Source organism: Streptomyces niveus, assembly GCF_001723055.1.
Classification (GTDB): Bacteria; Actinomycetota; Actinomycetes; order Streptomycetales; family Streptomycetaceae; genus Streptomyces; species Streptomyces niveus.
In genome coordinates, this window is record NZ_MDCR01000013.1 from 24,659 (window position 1) to 44,762 (window position 20,104).

Sequence of the window (20,104 nt, forward strand, 5' to 3'; positions counted from 1 at the left end):
AGCGCATTTATAGCATCAGCGGAGAGCGCTCTCCATCGACGGACCCGCGCTGAGCGGCCCCGTCGCCGGCACCGTGAACGTCGTCCGCAACGGCAGCTCTCCCGCCGAGGACCCCGCCAGGAGCGTGAACGTGCCCGGCTCCGTCTCCCAGAGCCCGCGCTCCGTCGACCAGTGCGCCGGCGCCCGCGCCGCGAGCCGTACGGTCGCCACCGCCTCCTCGCCGGGACCGGCCTCCACCGCCGCGTAACCCGCGAGCGCCCGCACCGGGCGGTCGACCGCCGTGTCCGTCCGGGCGAGATAGACCTGGACCACCTCGCGGCCCCTGCGCGCACCGGTGTTGCGCAGCCGTACGCGTACGTCGACTGGCTCGCCGGACCCCGGCACGGTGCCGGGCGCCTCCATCCCCACGTACTCCCACGTCGTGTAGCCGAGCCCGTGCCCGAACCAGTACGCCGGCTCCGCCCCGGCGCGCAGCCACGCCCGGTGGCCGATGTGGACGCCCTCCTCGTAAGGAAGACGGCCCTCGCGCGGCCGGGTGTCGAGGACCGGGACGTCCTCCTGGGCCACCGCCCAGGTCGTCGGCAGCCGCCCGCCGGGCTCGGCGTGGCCGAACAGTACGTCGGCCAGGCCGTGTCCGGCCTCCTGTCCGGGGAACCAGGCGAGCAGCAGCGCGGGTACGTCACGGTGCCAGGGGAGCGCGACCGGCCCGCCCGAGTTCACCAGCACCACCGTGCGCGGATTGGCGCGGGCCACCGCCCGTACGAGCGCGTCCTGCCCGTCGGGCAGCGCCAGCGACTCCCGGTCGCGGCCCTCGGACTCGCTCTCCTCCGTCGTGCCCACCACGACGACGGCGACATCGGCGGCCCGCGCGGCGGCCACGGCGGCGTCGAGGGCCGCCCGCGCGTCCCCCGGCGGCGGGGCGGCGGCCAGCAGCGTCGCGATCCCCGTGCCGGGGTCCAGCCGCCGCCGCGCGACCACCTCCACCTCCACGCCCTCGGTCAACTCCGCCTCCGCGCACCGGTAGGGCGGCGAGACATGTACGCGCGTCGGGTCGTCGCTGTCGAGCGGGAACTCGCCGGACAGCAGCGTCCGGCCGTCCACGGTCAGCGAGACGAGCCCCCAGCCGCCCACCCCCAGCGTCCAACTCCCGCTCTCCGCCGGGCGGACGAGGGCGCGGATCTCCACGGTGACGGCGCCCGCGACGCGGGCCGGTTCCACGATGCGGCCCGACAGCCGGTGCTCGGAGTGCAGTTCGGTGTCTTCGGCGTCCAGCAGCCGTACGAGCACACCCGGCCGGCCGTCGCGCGGATCACGTGTCCAGGCCGGGTCGAGCGGGCGCGGCCGGGTGTACGGCGGCAGGCCGGGCGTGTACGTAACCTCGGCGCGGGTCCCGGCACCGGCCGCCTCCCGCAGCGCCGCCTCGACGCCCTCCAGCGGCGTCACCACGGAGGACGGGAACACCTCGGCGCTGCCGCCGCCCTGGATCCGGACGGCCGTGGCGTGCGGGCCGACGACGGCGACGCGCCGCAGCCGCGCGGCATCCAGCGGCAGTACACCACCGTCGTTGCGCAGCAGGACCGTGCCGGCGGCGACGGCGCGTCGCAGCAGGGCCGGTCCGTCGGCGGCCGGGCCCAACGGCCCTCCGGCCGGGCCCGGTTCGCCCAGGGCGCCCACCCGCCGGGCGAGCCGCAGCAGGCGTCGTACCTTGTCGTCGATCCGCGCCTCGTCGACCAGGCCGGACGCCACGGCGCCGAGCAGCCCCGCCGCCCACGGACCCTCCGGGCCCGGCATCGCCAGGTCCTGGCCCGAGCGCGCCGTGTCGAGCAGGGAGCGCACCGCCCCCCAGTCGGAGACGACCAGCCCGTCGAAACCCCAGCCGCTCCCGCACTCCTTCAACGGCCGCTCCAGCAGCTCACTGGCCGACATCGTCACGCCGTTGACCTTGTTGTACGCCGACATCACCGCCCACACACCGGCGTCCACCGCCGCCTCGAACGGGGCCAGATAAAGCTCGCGCAGCGTCCGCTCGTCCACGGTGACATCCACGCGCAGCCGGTCGGTCTCCGCGTCGTTGGCCACGAAGTGCTTGGCCGTGGCCGCCACCCCGCCCTCCTGCACGCCCGTCACGAAGGCGACGCCCGTACGCGCGGTCAGCAGCGGGTCCTCGGAGAAGCACTCGAAGTGCCGCCCGCCCAGCGGCGACCGGTGCAGATTCAGGGTGGGGGCGAGCAGCACCTGGACACCCTTGCGGCGCGCCTCGGCGGCCAGCAGTCCGCCCAGCTCCCGGACCAACTCCCCGTCCCAGGAGGCCGCGAGTGCGGTCGGCGACGGCAGGACGAGCGAGGTGCGCCGCTCGTCCCACGCCTCGCCGCGCACCCCGGCGGGTCCGTCGGACATCGTGAGAGGACGCAGCCCGACGGCCGGTTCGCCGTACGTACGCCAGTTGCTGGCGCCCGTCAGCAGACGGACCTTCTGCCCGATGTCGAGCTTCTCCAGCAGTCGCTCGGTCTCGTCCCGCTCGGTCTCGTCCTCGGCCATACCGCCCCTTCAATCCTGTTGGAGAGCGCTCTCCCGTCAACTCGCCCCAGATTCGCCGGACGGTGCGCGACCTGTCAATGCCGACCTGTGGGCTGCGACGACGCGCGGGAAGGACACGGGAGAGGCACGGCGGGCGCATACGGGCCGCGCGGGCCCCGGAAGTGAGCCCTTGTCATTGCACATGCGACTGCCCTAAGTTGACCGATTGCGACGTGTCCCATACGTCCTTACCTGCCAGTGGGGGAGCCGAGATCATGGCCGCAACCGGTCGCCACCGCAGATACCAGCCCAGCCGTATCAACCGCGCCTCGCTCACCGTCACGGCGGGCGGCGCGGGCATCGCGCTGCCACTCATCGGGGCGGGCACGGTGAACGCGGCCCCTGTGAGCACCTGGGAGAAGGTCGCCGCCTGCGAGTCCTCGAACAACTGGCAGATCAACACCGGCAACAGGTACTACGGCGGGCTCCAGTTCAGCCAGTCCACGTGGGAGGCGTACGGCGGCGGGCAGTACGCGGCGCGCGCCGACCTCGCCACCAAGGACCAGCAGATCGCCATCGCCGAGAAGGTCCTCAAGGGCCAGGGCCCCCAGGCGTGGCCGAGCTGCTCCGTCAAGGCCGGCCTCACGCGCGGCGGCGACGCCCCCGACGTGTCACCGGCGCGGCAGGCGAGCGACACCGCGCAGAACACCAAGAGCGCGCAGAGCGTGAAGACCACGCAGAGCCCCCCGCGGAGCGATCCCAAGAAGGCCGCGTCGCCCACGTCCGTGCCGACCGAGCGCGAGGGCTACACCGTGGCCGGAGGCGACTCGCTCTCCGGCATCGCCGCCTCCCAGGAGGTACGGGGCGGCTGGCAGCGGCTGTACGAGCAGAACCGCCAGGTCGTCGGCAGCGACCCGGACCTGATCTTCCCCGGGCAGAAGCTCGTCCTGCATGTGCCGGCCCCCGCGAAGGACAAGCCCGCCGCCGAGGCGCCCGCCCCTCCCAAGAAGGAGGCGGCGAAGAAGCCGGCCGCGAAGGCGGAGCCGTCCAAGCAGGCCGAGAAGCCCAAGCCGAAGCCGCAGGCGGAGAAGCCGAAGGAAGAGCCCAAGCAGCAGCCCAAGCAGGTCTCGAAGCCGAAGACGGCCGAGAAGCCCAAGCAGTCGTCCGGCTTCAGCGCCCCGGTCAGCGCGGGCACCGGCACCCCGTACCGCAAGGCCGGCTCCTGGGCCAGCGGCTACCACACGGGCGTCGACTTCCCCGTCCCCACCGGCACATCGGTGAAGGCCGTGGCGGGCGGCACGGTCGTGTCGGCGGGCTGGGAGGGCAGCTACGGCTATCAGGTCGTCATCCGGCACGGGGACGGCAAGTACAGCCAGTACGCGCACCTGTCCGCGCTCAACGTGCGTGACGGTCAGAAGGTGAACGCGGGCCAGCGCATCGCGCGGTCAGGATCGACCGGAAACAGCACGGGACCGCACCTCCACTTCGAGATGCGAACGGGCCCCGGCTACGGCTCCGACATCGACCCCGTCTCCTACCTCAGAGCGGGCGGAGTCCGTATCTGAGCGGACGGTCCGGCGCAGGATGTGGCGCTTGTGCTCGGTCCTGTGCGATCCCCGGCACGCGGTCAGGTGCCACGCGGGACGCACCGGGGGGCGCTGTCGGCGCGCGATCGTCGCGCCGGGCGTCCCCGGGGCCGGCGCGGGGGCCGTGGCCTGCGCGGCGGGCCCGGCGACGGCGCCCTTGGTCTGCGCGGCCAGCCGCTCCGTCGTCAGCAGGACCAGTCCGCCCGCGGTCACCACGCCGAAGCCGAGGGCGAGCAGCCCGCCCGTCAGGCCGTACCGGAATCCCTCGCCGAAGAGAGTGAGGCCGACCGCTGCGGCGACCACCGGATTCACGACCGTGACCGTGGCCAGCGGGGCGGCGAGCCCCGCGCCTCGGTAGGAGGCCTGCGACAGCAGCAGACCGGACACGGCCAGGACGGCTATGACCAGCAGGCTCGGCACCTGACCGCCGAAGGTGCCCTCGGTCCAGTCGACGGCGACGGTCTTGGTGAACACCGAGGCGATACCGAAGGCGACACCGGCCGACGCGGCCAGCAGCACACTGCGCACGGCCGGCCGGCGCACGGCCTGCGCGGTCAGGAAGAGCAGAGCGACCACACCGGCGGTGGCCCCGGCCACGACCATGCGCTCGCCCGAGCTCAGCGAGTGGGAGCCCGCGGAGCCGGTCAGCGCGAGCAGTCCGGCCAGTCCCAGCGTCGCCAGGAGCGCGCCGCGCCAGGCGGCGGCGCCCGCCTTGCGGCGGACGAAGACGGCCGCCATCGGCAGCGCGAAGACGATGGTCAGTGCACCGAGCGGCTGTACGAGGCTGAGCGGGCCGTACGCCAGCGCGACGACATGCAGCAGCGCGCCGGCCCCGTTCAACGCCACAGCGGCCCACCACACGCCGTGGTGCAGGGGCGCGTAGGGGCGGGCGGGCGTGTCTGCCGCGACGTGCTCCTGAAGGATCGCCCCGGCCGCGTACGCGACCGCGGAGACCAGTGACAGCAGCACGGACAGCGCGAGTGCACTCATATGTCCACGATCTCTCGCCTGGTGCGATTCGTCGTCGTCCTGAAGACGGCAATACGACGTACTGCTGTAGTAGTACATCCGGAGGACCCGAGTCATTCCCCTGGCGGTAGCCCCCGCCCGTGGGTGGAGCCGTGCGGTGGAGGCCGTGCCTCGGTCCGGGCACGTATCGCGACCACCGCACGTTACGGACAGTGACGTTCGGTGCCGGATCGGGGAGTCGGGAGAGGGAGGGCGGATGGATCTCGCGGAGGTCGGATCGGTGGGCGGGTTCTTCGCCCTGCGTACGGAGGCGCCCGACGGGCCCGCGGCACGGGGGGCGCACGGCGGCGCGTACGTTCCGTTCGCGGCGATCTACGCGGGCGACATCGCACCGCTGTCGGCGCGTGTCGACACGGTCGCCGAGAAGCTCGGCGCCCCCGAGCGCCGGGTCGCCGCGTCCATCGCTCAGCTGGGACTGGCCGCCCGGCTCTGGTCCCTCGCCCTGGGCTCGGCCGCGCTGCACGGCGAGGTCCTGGACCTGGAACCCGCGCGGCTGTACTGGAACCCCCACCGCACCTCGCCCGACGATCTCCTGCTGCCCGGCCCGCGCGCCGTCCCGACGACGGCCGGCGCCGCCGCGCGTCCTCCCGTTACCGCCCTCGCCGGGGCGGTCCGCGAGGTGGTCCAGTTCGGTCACCTCGTACCCCTGGCGGCGGCCCTGCGCGCCGACGGCCCCATCGCGCCACGCCTGCTGTGGGGCAACGCCGGCTCGGCCCTCGCGGGCGCCGTACGCGAACTGCGCGTCTGGAGCCGGCGGGCCGGCCGGCCGGAGGTGGGCGAGCGGGCCGACGCCCTCGGCGCGGTGCTCCTCACCCACCCCGACCTGCGCGCCACCGGTGTCCCGGGGGACGGCACGTTCCGGCGCCGCAGCTGCTGCCTCTACTACCGTTGCCCGTCGGGCGGCCTCTGCGGGGACTGCGTGTTCGACCGGCCGCCGTCACGCTCTTCCCCGGGAGAGGTTTCCGGGTGACCATGAACATGGCCGAGATCACCGGGCGACGGGGGTATGGCGTGAAGGTCGGGCTGCTGACCAGGGAGTACCCGCCGGATGTGTACGGAGGCGCGGGCGTCCATGTCGAGTTCCTGGCACGTGAGTTGCGTGAGCTGACCGATCTGCGGGTGCACTGCTGGGGCGAGGACGGGAGCAGCGCCGAGGAGCGCGCCCTCGGTGTCGTACGGCACCGGGCCGCCGCCGGATTCGAAGGCGCCAACGACGCGCTGCGCACCTTCTCCGTCGATCTCGCGATGGCCGCCGCCGTGGCGGGCAGCGACCTGATCCACTCGCACACCTGGTACGCGGCGCTCGCCGGCCATGTCTCCAAGATGCTCTACGGCATCCCGCACGTGATGACCGCCCATTCGCTGGAGCCGCTGCGGCCCTGGAAGGCCGAACAGCTCGGCGGCGGGTACGAGTTGTCCGGCTGGGCCGAGCGCTCCGCGATGGAGGCCGCCGACGCCGTCGTCGCCGTCTCGCGCGGCATGCGCGCCGACATCCTCGACTGCTACCCCTCGCTCGACCCGGACCGTGTGCGGGTCATCCACAACGGCATCGACACCCGGCTCTACCGCCCGGACCACGGCACCGACGTGCTGGAGCGGATCGGCGTCGACCCCGACCGCCCGTTCGTGCTGTTCGTCGGCCGTATCACCCGGCAGAAGGGCGTCCCGCACCTGCTGCGCGCGGCCCGCGCCCTGGATCCCGAGGCCCAGCTCGTGCTCTGCGCGGGCGCGCCCGACACCCCGGAGATCGGCGCCGAGTTCCGCGAGCTGGTGGACGAGCTGAGCGGCAGCCGCGACGGGGTGTTCTGGATCCCCGAGATGCTGCCGCGCCCCGAGGTGGTCCAACTGCTCAGCCACGCGGCCGTGTTCGCCTGCCCCTCGGTGTACGAACCGCTGGGCATCGTGAACCTGGAGGCGATGGCCTGCGGCACGGCGGTCGTCGCGTCGGCGGTCGGCGGAATCCCGGAGGTCGTCGACGACGGCGGTACGGGCCTGCTGGTGCCGTACGACGAGCGGCACCCGGAGGACTTCGAGACGGCCCTCACCGAGACGCTCAACCGGGTCCTGGACGATCCGGAGTCGGCGGCGGCGATGGGGGCGGCGGGCCGGGACCGGGCGGTGCGCGAGTTCGGCTGGGACCGGGTGGCGCGGCGTACGTACGAGGTGTACGAGGAGCTGCTCAAGTCCAGGTAGCGGCGGGGTGGATCCGGACGAGCCGTACCGGGTAGATGGATCCCGACGGCCGGTGAGAGGTCGCGAACAAAGGAGCGGCGATGCGCGGTGGACCCTCGGTGCTCGGGATCGTGCTGGCGGGCGGGGAAGGCAAGCGGCTGATGCCGCTGACGGCCGACCGCGCGAAACCGGCGGTGACCTTCGGCGGCACGTACCGCCTGGTCGACTTCGTCCTGTCGAATCTCGTCAACGGCGACATCATGCGCAACTGCGTGCTGACGCAGTACAAGTCGCATTCGCTGGACCGCCATGTGAGCACGACCTGGCGGATGTCCAGCCTCCTCGGGAACTACGTGACACCGGTGCCCGCCCAGCAGCGGCTAGGACCGCGCTGGTATCTCGGCAGCGCGGACGCGATCCTCCAGTCCCTCAACCTCGTCCACGACGAACAGCCGGACTACATCGCGGTGTTCGGCGCGGACCACGTCTACCGCATGGACCCGCGGCAGATGCTGCGGCGGCACATCGAGAGCGGTGCGGGGGTCACGGTCGCGGGCATCAGGGTGCCGCGCGTCGAGGCGTCGTCGTTCGGGATCATCACACCGGGCCCGGACGGCACCCGCGTCGACCGCTTCCAGGAGAAGCCGACCGACGTGCCGGGCCTGCCGGGCGACCCCGAGCGGGTGTTCGCCTCGATGGGCAACTACCTCTTCACCACGAAGATCCTGGTGGACGCGCTGCACCGGGACGCCGAGGACGAGTCGTCGGTCCACGACATGGGCGGCTCGATCCTGCCGATGCTCACCGAGCAGGGCATGGCGCAGGTCTACGACTTCGACGACAACCACGTCCCGGGCGAGACCCCGCGCGAACACGGCTACTGGCGCGACGTGGGCACGCTCGACTCGTACTACGACGCGCACATGGACCTGATCTCGCACCAGCCCGAGTTCAACCTCGACAACAGACGCTGGCCCATCTACACCCACGCCGGCCAACTCCCGCCGGCGCGTTTCGTGGCGGGCGGCATCGCGAGCGAGTCGATAGTGGGCCCCGGCTGCGTCATCCGTGGCCAGGTGACACGCTCGGTGCTGTCGCCGGGCGTGGTGATCGAGGAGGGCGCGGTGGTCCAGGGCTCGGTACTGCACGACAACGTACGGGTGGGCCGCGGCGCGGTGGTCCGCGGCTCGATCCTCGACAAGAACGTCGACGTCCCACCGGGCGCGACGATCGGAGTCAACCCGGGGCGGGACGAGGAGCTGTACACGGTCTCGAAGAACGGGGTGATCGCGCTGGGCAAGGGCCAGGTCGTTATCTGACGGCTGTCACCTGAAGGTCTTAGCCGAGGTGGCCGGTGGCCCAACTCGGCCCGCCAGGCGCAAATGTTGCTCAAGTTTGATTGGGCCCGTCGGTAATCGCGGAAGACTCCCGGGGCGGGGATCTTAACCGATCACGGGAGAAGCGATGGCCGAGGAAACGCAGGAATTGAAGCGCGCGGTAATCGATCTGCGGATGAAAGAGTACGACACCTTACGTAACGAGGTCACGCAGAGGATCAACGCGAGACAGCAGATGGCGGGCTACGCCGCTGCGATCACCGCCATCACCGCGACGTGGGGCGGAGAACTCGGCCCGTGGCGGTTCCTCGTCGTGGCGGTGGTGATCATCGGGTCCGTCGGATATCTGCGCGACAGCAACAAGGCGATCCAGCGTATCGGTCTCTATCTCCAGGAGTTGGAGAGCGAGATCAATGAATTGGGGCAGGAACTGTACGGCCGGCGAATCCTCTCGTGGGAGACACGGCGGCAGGAACAGCGCGACCGGGAGACGACCGTGTGGCGAGTCACGGGAATCGTCGGTGGATGGCATCTGCGCAGACCTGCCAGGGAACTTCCCACACCCCGCGCTGCGGGCGAGGAGTAGGAACGCCTCACGCAATGAGGTGGATCGGTCCTGGTGATCGTGTCCGCGTGGACTTCGGTGTTCTCTGAGCCATGGGGGCTTCGCCGTGGATCGTGTCGAATGACCTGCGGGACTGGAACGAGGCCGGCGTCTGGCAACAGCTTTACGAAGTGCTGCTGGCCGAGTTGAACGCCGCCGCCAGACTCGACTGGTCGAGAACGGTCGTCGACTCCAGCCATGTCAGGGCTAACAGGGGGCTGCAGACAGGCCCGTCGCAAGCCCCAGCCGGTCTTCGCCGACCGAGGCTATGACCACGACACCTACCGAGATCAGGTCTGGGCCTGCCGGATGCTCCCGTCAACGACTCCGTGTCCGCTGGGAGCGACGGGCCGACATCCATGAAGCCTTTCTCAAGCTCGCCTGCTGCCTGATCACTCACCGCCAGGCGCTGGCCCTGACCTGACGGGCACTCGCCCCACATCGACACACCGACCCGGCAAACTGGTCGCATGAACCGAGATGCCCTGCGCTCCGCGCTGTCCCGGGACAGCAGCGTCTCCTCGCGCGCAGCTCTGGCCGAACTGGAAGCAGGCGCGAACTTCGAGGTCTTTCTGAATGAAACGGCTTCTGCGCGACAGCTCTGGGGCATCTGGTCGTGGCGGCGTGAAGTCATGCTCGACACAGGCGTCACACCTCGGCCCGGACTGGCCGAAGCCGTGGTCAGACTTCAAGCCGCAGGAACAGCTCGCGTCTACCTGGCGACTGTCACCGGACCAGAGAGACGTTTCAGAATTCTCCTGTGAGAAGACCGCCCCCAGTGCGTCGCCTGCTGGTGACACGGTCTCATTGTGTTAGGGCCTCTGAGGCGAGAGGACCGACGACCGACGGCGGTCGGTCCGATCCGTGGTCGGAGCCGAGGTCCGAGACGTGCTCCGGGCACGGTGATCACCGCCGTATGATGCTCTGCGTGAGCCAGTTGCTGACCCTCGATAAGCCTTCCAATGCGCGAACTCGACGTCTGCGTACGTCTCGTGGCGTTTTCGCGGTATTGGACACGGAACCGGCGGATCCTGTTCAGTACCGGGGGACCGCGCTCCTCGTGCCGGGATTCATGGGCAGTAAGGAAGACTTCCTCCCCGTGCTTTCAGGCTTGAGCCGAGGGGGATACCGCGTTCTTGCCATGGACGGTCGCGGCCAGTACGAGACCGGCACGGCGTCATCGGCGCCCTCGTACGCGAAGTCCGAACTCGCTCGCGACGTGGTGGCTGTCGCCAGGCAACTCGACACGGGTGCCGTGCACCTTCTGGGGCACTCCTACGGTGGGTTGATCGCCCGGGCGGCAGTACTCGACACCTTGGGTGACCCGTCCCTGTGGGCGTCACTCACTTTGATGAACTTCGGTCCGGGACCGGTCTCCGCCGCACAGCAGGAGCGGCTTCGGATGCTGCTCTCAGGGCTGGAGTCCATGACGCCGGCGGAGATCTGGCCATTCATCGAGAATCAGGAAAGCGATGTGGCGGTGGGAGTAAAGGAGTTCCTGCGCCGCCGCTGGCTCGCGAACGCTCCGGAACACCTGACGGCGGCGGCCGACCAGATGCTCGGCGAAACTGATCTCACCACACGCCTGGCCGATATCGACCTCGCCAAGGCCGTTGTCTCGGGTTCACCCGACGCCACTTGGTCCCCGGAGGATGTGGAACAGATGGCACACCGTCTGGGAGCTGACCTCATCTCGCTGCCGGGAGGTGGACATTCACCCAATGTCCACCTCCCGAACGAGACGGCCGCAGCCCTGGTCGATTTCTGGGACCGCTGCGGGACAGCCTCGTAGGGCAAGGATCGCCTGGCGTGGCCTCGTGATGGACGGTGAGTTCGTCGTACCTCGTGGCCACGGTCCGGTTTCGGTGTGCGCCCCGCCCCTCACATCATGCGGCGGCGCCTGCCCAGCCACGTCTGGGCGATGACCACCACCGCCAGGAACGCGCCGCTGACCACCTGTTGGTACGCCGAGTCCAGGGAGCCGATCTGGTTGATGACGTTCTGGATCACCTTCAGCAGCAGCACGCCCACGAGGGAGCCGCTGATGAAGCCGAAGCCGCCCGTCAGCAGGGTGCCGCCGATGACGACGGCCGAGATCGCCTCCAGTTCCATGCCGGTGCCCAGGATCGTGACGCCCGAGACCAGCCAGGCCGCGTTCAGCGCGCCGGCCAGGCCCGCGCACAGACCGGAGAGCGTGTAGACGGCGATCTTCGTACGGGCCACGGGCGCGCCCATCAGCGCCGCCGCGTCCTCGTTGCCGCCGACCGCGTACACGTACTGGCCGAACCGGCTGCGCCGCAGCATCACGGCGCCCACGACGAACAGCGCCACCGTGATCCATACCGGCACCCCGATGCCCAGCAGCTTCTCCTGGCCGAGGCTCGCGAAGAAGGACTTCTCGTCCACCAGATAGGTGTTGGAGCCCTCGTCGGTGATGGCCAGCAGGATGCCGCGGGCGGCGAGCATCGCCGCGAGGGTGACGATGAACGGCGCGAGTCGCGCCTTCGCGATCAGAAGGCCGTTGACCAGGCCGATCAGTCCGCAGACGGCGAGTGGCAGAAGCAGCGCGACGAGCGTGCCGTACTGCGAACCCCACGCGCCGAGCACCCCGCCGAGCGCGAAGAGCGAGCCGACGGACAGATCGATCCCGCCGGTGATGATCACGAACGTCATGCCGAGCGCGACGATCGCCAGGAAGGCGGAGGAGACCGCCATGTTCTCCAGGTTGTCGCCGGTCAGGAACGTGTCGAAGCCGATCGACGCGCCGATCGCGACGAGCAGCAGCGTCACGAGCGCGCCGTGCTGCTGGGCGAGCGCGCTCAGCCGCTCGGCCCGGCTCGCGCCCAGCGGCGCCTCGTCGATGTCCTTGCCGGGGGAGGCGCCGCCGCCCGTGGCGCGGGCCGGACGCTCCGTGTGGGTGTGGGTCATCGCTTTCCCCGTTCGCGTGCCGCGTAGACCGCCAGCACGATCACGACGGCCTGGGCGATCTGCGTCCAGGAGGGCGGCAGATCGTGCTTGATGAGCGTCGCCGTCAGCAGCTGGATCAGTACGGCGCCGGCGACCGTGCCGCCGATGCGGATCCGGCCACCGCTGAGCGGGGTGCCGCCGACGACCACCGCGGTGATCGCCGACAGCTCCATCAGCGTGCCGAGCGACGTCGGGTCGCTGGCCTGGAGCCGCGCGGTGGCGAGCACACCCGCGATCGCGGCGAGCACACCGGCGATGACATAGACGACGATCAGTACGCGGCGCACCGGCAGCCCGGCGAGCTGCGCGGCGGGCCGGCTGTCGCCGATCGCGAGGAGCTGCCGGCCGAACGTCGTCCGCTTCACGGTGAATCCGACCGCGAGCGCCAGCGCGGCGGCGATCAGTACGAGATACGGGATGCCGAACAGATCGCCCGAGCCGAGCGAGGACATCCCGGGGTCGCGTACGTCCTTGAGCTGCGGCAGCAGTACGAGGGCGATACCGCGACCCGCGACCATCAACGCCAGTGTGGCGACGATGGGTTGGACGCCGATGAACGCGATGAGCGACCCGTTGGCCAGACCGATGACGGCGCCGCCCAGCATCGCGACGATCAGCGCCACCCAGGGCCCGTAGCCGAGATACAGCGACAGCAGGGATGTCGACAGGGCCATCACGGAGCCGACCGACAGGTCGACGCCCTCGCTGCCGATCGCGAGGGCCATGCCCAGCGCGACGATGAGCACCGGCGCCACCTGCACGGCCTGGGTACGGAAGTTCTCCGTGGACAGGAAGTGCGGGGTGAGCGCGATGTTGACCAGCAGCAGGACGGCGACGCCCGCGTACACCCCGTAGTCCTGGAGCAGACGGAGCAGCCGCGCGCGATCGACGGGGGCGCCCTTCAGGGCGAGTTCAGTCATGGTCCCTCTCCCCTCCTGAGGAGGTCTTGTCGACCGGGACGGGGCCGGAGACCGGCGCCACGATCGCCGCCGCGTCCGGCGCGACCGTCTTCAGCTCCGCGTCCGACTCCGGCGCCGCCGCGATCGCGTGCATCAGCCGGTCCTCCGTGACGTCGTCCCCGGTCAACTCCGCTATCACGGCGCCGTCCTTGAGGACCACCACCCGGTCCGACCCCTCGATCAGCTCCTCCATGTCGGAGGAGATCAGCAGCACCCCGAGTCCCTCGTCGGCGAGTTCGTCGATGAGCCCCTGCACCTCGGCCTTGGCGCCGACATCGATGCCACGGGTCGGTTCGTCGAGCAGCAGCACCTTCGGCTGCATCGCCAGCCAGCGGGCCAGCAGCACCTTCTGCTGATTGCCGCCGGACAGCTCGCCGACCTTCTGGTGCGGCCCCGACGCCTTGATCCGCAGCCGCGTCATGAACGTGTCCACGATTCTGTCGACCTTGGCGTCGTCCACCAGACCGAACCGGGACAGCCCCGGCAGCGCGGCCAGCGCGATGTTCTCCCGGACCGAGAGCCCGGGGACGATCCCCTCGGCCTTGCGGTCCTCGGGCAGCAGGCTGATGCCGGCCCGGATGGCGGCGGGCGTCGAGCCCGTACGTACGGCGGACCCCGCGACCACCACCTTCCCGGAGTCCGGCGGCAGCGCGCCCGCGATGGCCTTGGCCGTCTCGCTGCGGCCCGAACCGAGCAGCCCGCCCAGGCCCACGACCTCACCGGGGCGCACCTCGACCGAGACCTGGTGCAGCGTGTGACGCACCGTCAACTCCCGCGCGCTGAGCACCGGTTCACGGCCCGCGTGGTGGTCCCCGGTGAACTTGGTGACCCCCTCGCTGCTCACCTCGCCCATCTCACGCCCGAGCATCAGCGACACCAGCCGCAGCCGGTCGAGTTCCGCGATCGGCCCGGTGTGCACGAGCTTGCCGTCGCGCAGCACCGTGACCTTGTCGCAGACCTCGTACAACTCGTCCAGCCGGTGGCTCACGTACACCACCGCGATGTCGCGCTCCTTGAGCATCCGGATCACGCCGAACAGGGTGCGCACCTCGCGCGGCTCCAGCGACGACGTCGGCTCGTCCATGATGACCACCCGCGCGTCGACGGAGACCGCCCTGGCGAGCGCCACCATCTGCTGCGCGCCGACGCCCAGCGTCCGCAGTGGACGCTTGACGTCGACCCGCAGCCCCAGCGAGCGCAGCGCCTCGTCGGCCTCGCCGTGCATCCGGCGGAAGTCGATGAGACCGAGCCTGTTCCGGGGCTCGCGCCCCAGGAACAGATTGCGCGCCACGCTCATCAGCGGGACGAGATTGACCTCCTGATAGATCGTGGAGATCCCGGCGTGCTGCGCCTCCAGCGGAGTCTGGAAGCGCACCGGAGACCCGTCGTGGACGATCTCGCCCGCGTCGGGCTGGTACACACCGGTGAGCACCTTGATGAGGGTGGACTTCCCGGCGCCGTTCTCGCCGATGAGCGCGTGGACCTCGCCCGGATTCGCGGCGAAGTCCACGCCGTCGAGCGCGCGTGCGCCCGGGAACGTCTTGGTCAGACCGGTGACCGACAGCACGTCAGTAGGCCTTGCCCAGATCGGCCTTGGCGTTCTCCGTGGTGTAGGCGCCGTCCTGGATGACGATGTCCTGCGCGACCTTCTCGCCCTTGGTGAAGGCGTCGAGGGTCTGGAACGCCAGCGGCCCGAAGCGCGGGTTGGACTCCACGACGCCCGAGATCCAGCCGTCGACGATGCCCTGCACGGCGTTACGGGTGCCGTCGACCGTCACGATCTTCACGGCGCCGGCCTTCTTGCCCGCGCCCTTCAGGGCGTTGACGGCACCGAGGCCCATCTCGTCGTTCTCGGCGTAGATCCCGGTGATGCCGGGGTTCGACTGGATGAGCTGCTCGGTGACCTGCTGGCCCTTCTCCCGGGCGAACTCGCCGGTCTGCTCGAACACCACCTTCAGCTCGGGGGCCTTGGCCGCGATCTGGTCCTTGAAGCCCTTGGTGCGCTCGGTGGTGACGTTGTTGCCCGCGGCGCCGAGCAGGATCGCGACCTCGCCCTTGCCGCCGGTCGCCTCGATCATCTGGTCGGCCGCGCGCTTGCCCTGCTCGATGAAGTCCGAGCCGATGAAGGACACATAGTCCTTGCACGCGGTGGCGTTGATCTTGCGGTCGATGGTGACGATCGGGATCTTCTTCGCCGCGGCGCTGCGCAGCACCGGGCCCCAGCCGTCGGAGTTCAGCGGCGCGATCACCAGCAGGTCGGCGCCCTTGGCTATCAGGTCCTGCACGTCGCTGATCTGCTTGGAGAACTGTGTCTGGGCGTTGGCGGACAGGAGCTTGATCCCGCGCTCCTCGGCCTCGGCCTTGATGGACGCGGTCTCGGCGATCCGGAAGGGGTTGGCCTCCTTCTCGGACTGCGAGAAGCCGACCGTGGCGCTCTTCAGGTCGATCTTCTCGCCGCCGAACTGCGTGATGTCACAGGTCTTGTCGTCCGCGCCGGGCGTGGCGACGACCTGGCCGCTGTCCTTCTCGCCGGCCGATGAGCTCTTGTCGGAGTTGTCGTCCTCGGACTTGGCGCAGCCGCTGAGCGCGAGGGCGCCGACGAGACTCGCGGCGAGGACGGTAGTGGTGGTGGTACGGCGGACGGCGGAAAGCTTCATGGAGATCCCCATCTCGGCGCGGCCCCGGCGACCGGGACGCTCGCGGGAGGTCGGCTCGTACGGAACGGACTGCTGGAGTGAACGCACTGCGGCAGTGAACGGACTGCCGGAGTGTTGGTGGTGAGTCGTTCGGAACGGTTTTTACATCGTTGTACGGAGGCTGTAAAGCCTTCGCGCGATAACGGCTGTACGGGCGAGGGCGGTTGGCGGTCTCAGCGACCGTCCTGGCGGCGGCCGAGTGTGCTCTCCCGCTCCACCAGCCGGAAATCGGCGCGGAGTTCGCGTGAGCCGTTGCCCACCGGGTCTCCGGTGCCCAGCAGCCGGTTGACGACGGAGCGCACGGCGAGCCGGGCGATGGTCTGTTTGTCCGGCGAGATCGTGGTGAGGGTCACAGCGCCGTAGCGGCCCTCGGTGATGTCGTCGAAGCCGACGACGGCGACGTCCTCGGGGACCCGCAGCCCCCGCTCGGACAGCACCCGCATCGCCCCGATCGCGATCAGGTCGTTGTACGCGAAGACCGCGTCGGGCGTCACGCCCGAGTCCAGCAACTGGTTCATCGCGTCGGCGCCGTTGGCGTGGTCCCAGCCGCCCGTCGGGGCGATCAGGGAGTCCGGCGCCGGCAGCCCGGCCGCCTTCAGCTCGGCGCGCCAGCCGCGCAGTCGCAGATGTGACGGCTCGTTGACCCGGTCGGTCCTCGCGCCCAGGAACGCGATCGTCGACCGGCCGAGACCGAGCAGATGCCGTACGGCCATCCGAGCGGCCGCCACGTTGTCGATCGCGATGTGGTCGTACGGCAGGTCGTACTCCCGCTCGCCGAGCAGCACCAGCGGCGCGTCCTGGTCCCGGCCGAGCAGATCCTCCGTCTCCAGCTCGATCGGACTCAGGATCAGCCCGTCGATCACCCGCGCCCGGAAGCCCTGGCTGACCAGAACCTCCTGCTCGCGGCGGCCACCGGTGTGGTCGAGCAGCACGGTGTACTCGTGCTCGGCCGCCACGTCGATGACGGAGCCCGCCAGCTCGGCGAAGTACGGGTTGCCCAGCTCCGGCACGGCCAGCGCGATGATCCCGGTGCGGCCCTTGCGCAGATGCCGGGCCGTGAGATTCGGCCGGTAGCCGAGCTCGTCGATGGCCAGCTGGACCCTGGCCCGCATCGCCGGGGTGACATGCCGGTAGTTGTTCACCACGTTCGAGACGGTCTTGATGGAGACGCCCGCGCGCTCCGCGACGTCCTTGAGGCTGACGGTCACCGTTTTTCCCCTCCGAGGTCGGCCCGAAGGTCGCCCCTGCCCAATCTGTACAACGTTATATACGTTGCGGGACCGGGCTTTGTCATGGCCCTGGACAGCAAGTGGGAACGCATGTTGTCATGCCAACTGCCGTTCCTTCCAACGTTGTACAGACTTCTCGCAACGAGCCGCCACCCCCGGACCGTGTCGGAAGACGTCACCCGACCGGGTCCAGCAGCAAGGAGGATTTGTGCGCATCCGAAGAAAACTGGCCCTTCTGCTCGCCGCTGCCCTGGGCGTCGCGGGACTCACGGCGGTCCCCGCCGCGTCGGCCGCGGACGACCCGGTCGTGCCCCATGGACTCAAGGGCGAGTACTACTCCTCGTCCGCACCCGGCGCCTTCGACTTCCACGAGCTGAAGGCCACCGGATTCGACCCGCAGATCGACTTCGACAACCTCGACTCCCGGCTCGCCACCGCCACCGGCAGCGCCGATCACGCCAGTGTCCGCTGGACCGGGAAGATCGTCCCCGAACAGAGCGGCCCGCACACCTTCTCGATGATCGGCGACAACGGATTCCGGCTCTGGGTCGACGGCGAGATCGCCATCGACCACTGGGTCAACGACTGGGAGAAGGAGCAGACCGCCGACCCGATCGACCTCACCGGCGGCCAGGAGTACGACATCAAGGTCGAGTACTTCGAGGACGTCGGCGGCTCGAATCTCCATCTGCGGTGGACCGAGCCCGGTGGCGCGAAAGAGCCGGTGCCCAACTCGGCGTTCCGCCTGCCCGACGGTTACGCGTACGACGGTGCCATCGCCACCACCGTCCTCGCCGACGGCCGTACGCTGCGCATGGAGTTCGCCCAGCAGCTCGCCGCCGTCCCGGCCGGTCTCGCCGGCCATCTCGACGCGGTCATCGGCGGTGCCCAGTGGCCGATGACCTCCGTGAAGAAGGACCCCAAGAACGCCCGCAGTCTGCTCGTCGGCCTCAAGGAGCCCGTCGTCGGCAAGGGCGGCTCCGCCGACATCCGTTACGACGGCCGGGGCGGCCTCACCTCCCAGGACGCCGACCCCGTCGGCGAGTTCTGGAGCAGCGGACCGAACAAGTCCGAGTACCAGCTCTCCACCCGCTGGGCCAAGGACGTCGGTCCCGACAACGCGCTGCCCGAGTACCCCCGTCCGCAGATGACCCGCGACGCGTGGCGCAATCTCAACGGTGAGTGGCAGTTCGCCGCCGCCGAACAGGGCGAGCGCCCGCCGGTGGGCAAGAAGCTGGACGAGAAGATCCTCGTCCCGTACCCCGTCGAGTCACAGCTCTCCGGACTCGAACGGCACGAGGACCGAATGTGGTACCGCCGTACCTTCACCGTCCCCAAGAGCTGGGACATCGCCGACGGGAAACGCCTCAAGCTGAACTTCGACGCCGTCGACTGGCAGTCCACCGTCTACGTCAACGGCAAGAAGGTCACCGAACACAAGGGCGGTTACGACCGGTTCTCCGCCGACATCACCGACGCGCTCAAGCCCGGCCGTACGCAGGAACTGATCGTCGGCGTGTACGACCCGACCGACGCCGCCGGCGGCGAGAACCCGCCCATGGGCAAGCAGCGCCTCGACCCGAGCGGCATCTTCTACACCTCCTCGTCCGGCATCTGGCAGACCGTCTGGATGGAGCCGGTCGCCGCCGACCACGCCGACTCGCTGAAGCTCACCCCGGACGTCACGGGCGAGAAGCTGGCGGTCGAGGTACGCGGTGTACGCGACGGGGTGCCGGTGACGGCCACCGCGTACGAGGGCAAGCGGAAGGTCGGCACGGTCAAGGGCCGTACGGGCGAGGCGCTCAGCGTGCCGGTGCCCGACCCGCGCCTGTGGTCACCGGAGGATCCGTATCTGTACAAGCTCGACGTCAGAGTCGGCGGCGAGAGGTCCGGCGACCGGGTCGGCAGCTACTTCGGGATGCGCTCCATCGCCGTCGAGAAGGTCGACGGAGTGCCGCGCACCGTGCTCAACGGCAAGCCCGTCTTCCTGATGGCCACGCTCGACCAGGGTTTCTGGCCGGACGGACTGCACACCGCGCCGACCGACGAGGCGCTCGCGTTCGACCTCAAGAAGCACAAGGACCTCGGCTACAACTCGGTGCGCAAGCACATCAAGGTGGAGCCGGACCGGTGGTTCTACTGGGCGGACAAGCTGGGGCTTCTCGTCTGGCAGGACATGCCGTCGATGCCCAAGTCCCCGGCCGCGCCCGCCGCCGCCCAGTTCGAGCACGAGATGAAGGAGATGATCGACCAGCACGCCGGCAGCCCCTCGGTGATCATGTGGGTCCCCTTCAACGAGGGCTGGGGCCAGTACGACCAGGCCCGGATCGCCGACCAGGCCAAGGGCTGGGACCCGACCCGGCTGGTCAACAACATGAGCGGCGTCAACTGCTGCGGCGCCGTCGACGGCAAGAACGGCGACATCGCCGACGCGCACGGCTATCCCACCCCGCTGCTGCCCGCGCCGGACGGGAAACGGGCGCTGGTCAGCGGCGAGTACGGCGGCCTCGGGCTCGCCGTACCCGGTCACGCCTGGCCGGTCCAGCACACCTATGTGGGCGTCGACCAGGAGAAGTACACGGACGAGTATCTGGGCCAGCTCGACAACGTACGCGACCTCGCCTGCCGGGGGAGCAACGGAGCCGTCTACACCCAGATCACCGATGTGGAGGGTGAACTCAACGGGCTGCTCACCTACGACCGCAAGGTCATGAAGCCCGACGTCAAGCGGCTCAAGGCGGCGCACGAGGCCCTGATCCGCGACGCGTCCGACCCGGCGTCGATGGAGTGCGGGAACTCCTGAGCCGGACCCGTTCCCGGGCGCCGGGCCCTGGGGCGTGCCCTGGAAGTCCCGTCTGGCTCACGACGCCTGGACGCACGCTCTCCCCCGTAGCCCTTCGGGCACGGGAGGTGCCCCCTGCGTTGNNGCCGATCCTCCGCCTTGCGAGCGCACGCACCAGACGCCGTGAGCCCCGCCCTTCGGGCGGACGACGCTACTTCCAGAGCAC

15 protein-coding genes and 1 pseudogene are annotated in these 20,104 nt (G+C 70.1%); 9 read left to right on the top strand and 7 right to left on the bottom strand.

Annotated features, from left to right (window positions below):
• Positions 1 to 15: 15 nt before the first annotated feature.
• Positions 16 to 2,538 carry a glycoside hydrolase family 3 C-terminal domain-containing protein gene (locus BHU15_RS01930; protein WP_069625555.1) on the bottom strand — a complete coding sequence of 841 codons (2,523 nt, stop codon included), beginning with the start codon at positions 2,536 to 2,538 and terminating at the stop codon, positions 16 to 18.
• Positions 2,539 to 2,792: 254 nt separating this feature from the next.
• Between BHU15_RS01930 and BHU15_RS01935 the strand changes: the two genes are divergently transcribed.
• Positions 2,793 to 4,082, top strand: coding sequence for a peptidoglycan DD-metalloendopeptidase family protein (locus BHU15_RS01935; protein WP_069625556.1), 1,290 nt, complete (start codon positions 2,793 to 2,795; stop codon positions 4,080 to 4,082).
• Here the strand turns inward: BHU15_RS01935 and BHU15_RS01940 are convergent.
• Positions 3,963 to 5,093 (bottom strand): DMT family transporter, encoded by a 1,131-nt coding sequence (locus tag BHU15_RS01940; protein ID WP_141726752.1) that lies wholly within the window; start codon positions 5,091 to 5,093, stop codon positions 3,963 to 3,965. The two genes, BHU15_RS01935 and BHU15_RS01940, sit on opposite strands and share 120 nt — an antisense overlap.
• Positions 5,094 to 5,328: 235 nt before the next feature.
• Between BHU15_RS01940 and BHU15_RS01945 the strand changes: the two genes are divergently transcribed.
• The 7 genes and pseudogenes from BHU15_RS01945 (at position 5,329) to BHU15_RS01965 (ending at position 11,037) form a co-directional block, all read left to right on the top strand.
• A complete protein-coding gene (locus tag BHU15_RS01945; protein ID WP_069625557.1) occupies positions 5,329 to 6,102 on the top strand; it encodes a (2Fe-2S)-binding protein in 774 nt (257 codons plus the stop codon).
• Between the two features lie 41 nt (positions 6,103 to 6,143).
• Complete coding sequence (gene glgA / locus BHU15_RS01950) at positions 6,144 to 7,325, top strand: glycogen synthase (RefSeq protein ID WP_069625571.1); 1,182 nt, start codon at positions 6,144 to 6,146, stop codon at positions 7,323 to 7,325.
• Positions 7,326 to 7,405: 80 nt separating this feature from the next.
• Entirely contained in the window at positions 7,406 to 8,623 is a 1,218-nt protein-coding gene (gene glgC, locus BHU15_RS01955; RefSeq protein ID WP_069625558.1) for a glucose-1-phosphate adenylyltransferase, read from the top strand.
• A 145-nt stretch (positions 8,624 to 8,768) separates the two neighbouring features.
• Complete coding sequence (locus BHU15_RS01960; RefSeq protein WP_069625559.1) at positions 8,769 to 9,227, top strand: hypothetical protein; 459 nt, start codon at positions 8,769 to 8,771, stop codon at positions 9,225 to 9,227.
• Between the two features lie 104 nt (positions 9,228 to 9,331).
• Positions 9,332 to 9,669, top strand: a pseudogene (locus BHU15_RS42245) (transposase family protein); the annotation flags it as partial.
• 46 nt (positions 9,670 to 9,715) lie between these two features.
• Positions 9,716 to 10,009, top strand: coding sequence for a hypothetical protein (locus BHU15_RS39635; protein WP_141726753.1), 294 nt, complete (start codon positions 9,716 to 9,718; stop codon positions 10,007 to 10,009).
• A 155-nt stretch (positions 10,010 to 10,164) separates the two neighbouring features.
• Positions 10,165 to 11,037: an alpha/beta fold hydrolase gene (locus BHU15_RS01965; protein ID WP_255293004.1), complete on the top strand. Its 873-nt coding sequence runs from the start codon at positions 10,165 to 10,167 to the stop codon at positions 11,035 to 11,037.
• 89 nt (positions 11,038 to 11,126) lie between these two features.
• Here BHU15_RS01965 and BHU15_RS01970 read toward each other — a convergent pair whose 3' ends face one another.
• From BHU15_RS01970 to BHU15_RS01990, 5 genes are all read right to left on the bottom strand, one after another.
• Positions 11,127 to 12,173, bottom strand: coding sequence for an ABC transporter permease (locus tag BHU15_RS01970; protein ID WP_069625560.1), 1,047 nt, complete (start codon positions 12,171 to 12,173; stop codon positions 11,127 to 11,129).
• Entirely contained in the window at positions 12,170 to 13,132 is a 963-nt protein-coding gene (locus BHU15_RS01975) for an ABC transporter permease (RefSeq protein ID WP_069625561.1), read from the bottom strand. Before BHU15_RS01975 ends, BHU15_RS01970 begins: the two co-directional genes overlap by 4 nt.
• Positions 13,125 to 14,738, bottom strand: a complete 1,614-nt coding sequence (locus tag BHU15_RS01980) for a sugar ABC transporter ATP-binding protein (protein WP_079127815.1) — start codon at positions 14,736 to 14,738, stop codon at positions 13,125 to 13,127. The genes BHU15_RS01975 and BHU15_RS01980 overlap by 8 nt, the downstream gene beginning before the upstream one ends.
• A 1-nt stretch (position 14,739) precedes the next feature.
• On the bottom strand, positions 14,740 to 15,828 hold the full coding sequence (locus tag BHU15_RS01985) for an ABC transporter substrate-binding protein (RefSeq protein ID WP_069625573.1): 1,089 nt from the start codon (positions 15,826 to 15,828) through the stop codon (positions 14,740 to 14,742).
• A 212-nt stretch (positions 15,829 to 16,040) separates the two neighbouring features.
• A complete protein-coding gene (locus tag BHU15_RS01990; RefSeq protein WP_023537074.1) occupies positions 16,041 to 17,075 on the bottom strand; it encodes a LacI family DNA-binding transcriptional regulator in 1,035 nt (344 codons plus the stop codon).
• A gap of 229 nt (positions 17,076 to 17,304) precedes the next feature.
• Between BHU15_RS01990 and BHU15_RS01995 the strand changes: the two genes are divergently transcribed.
• Positions 17,305 to 19,899 (top strand): glycoside hydrolase family 2, encoded by a 2,595-nt coding sequence (locus tag BHU15_RS01995; protein WP_069625562.1) that lies wholly within the window; start codon positions 17,305 to 17,307, stop codon positions 19,897 to 19,899.
• Positions 19,900 to 20,104 lie beyond the last annotated feature (205 nt).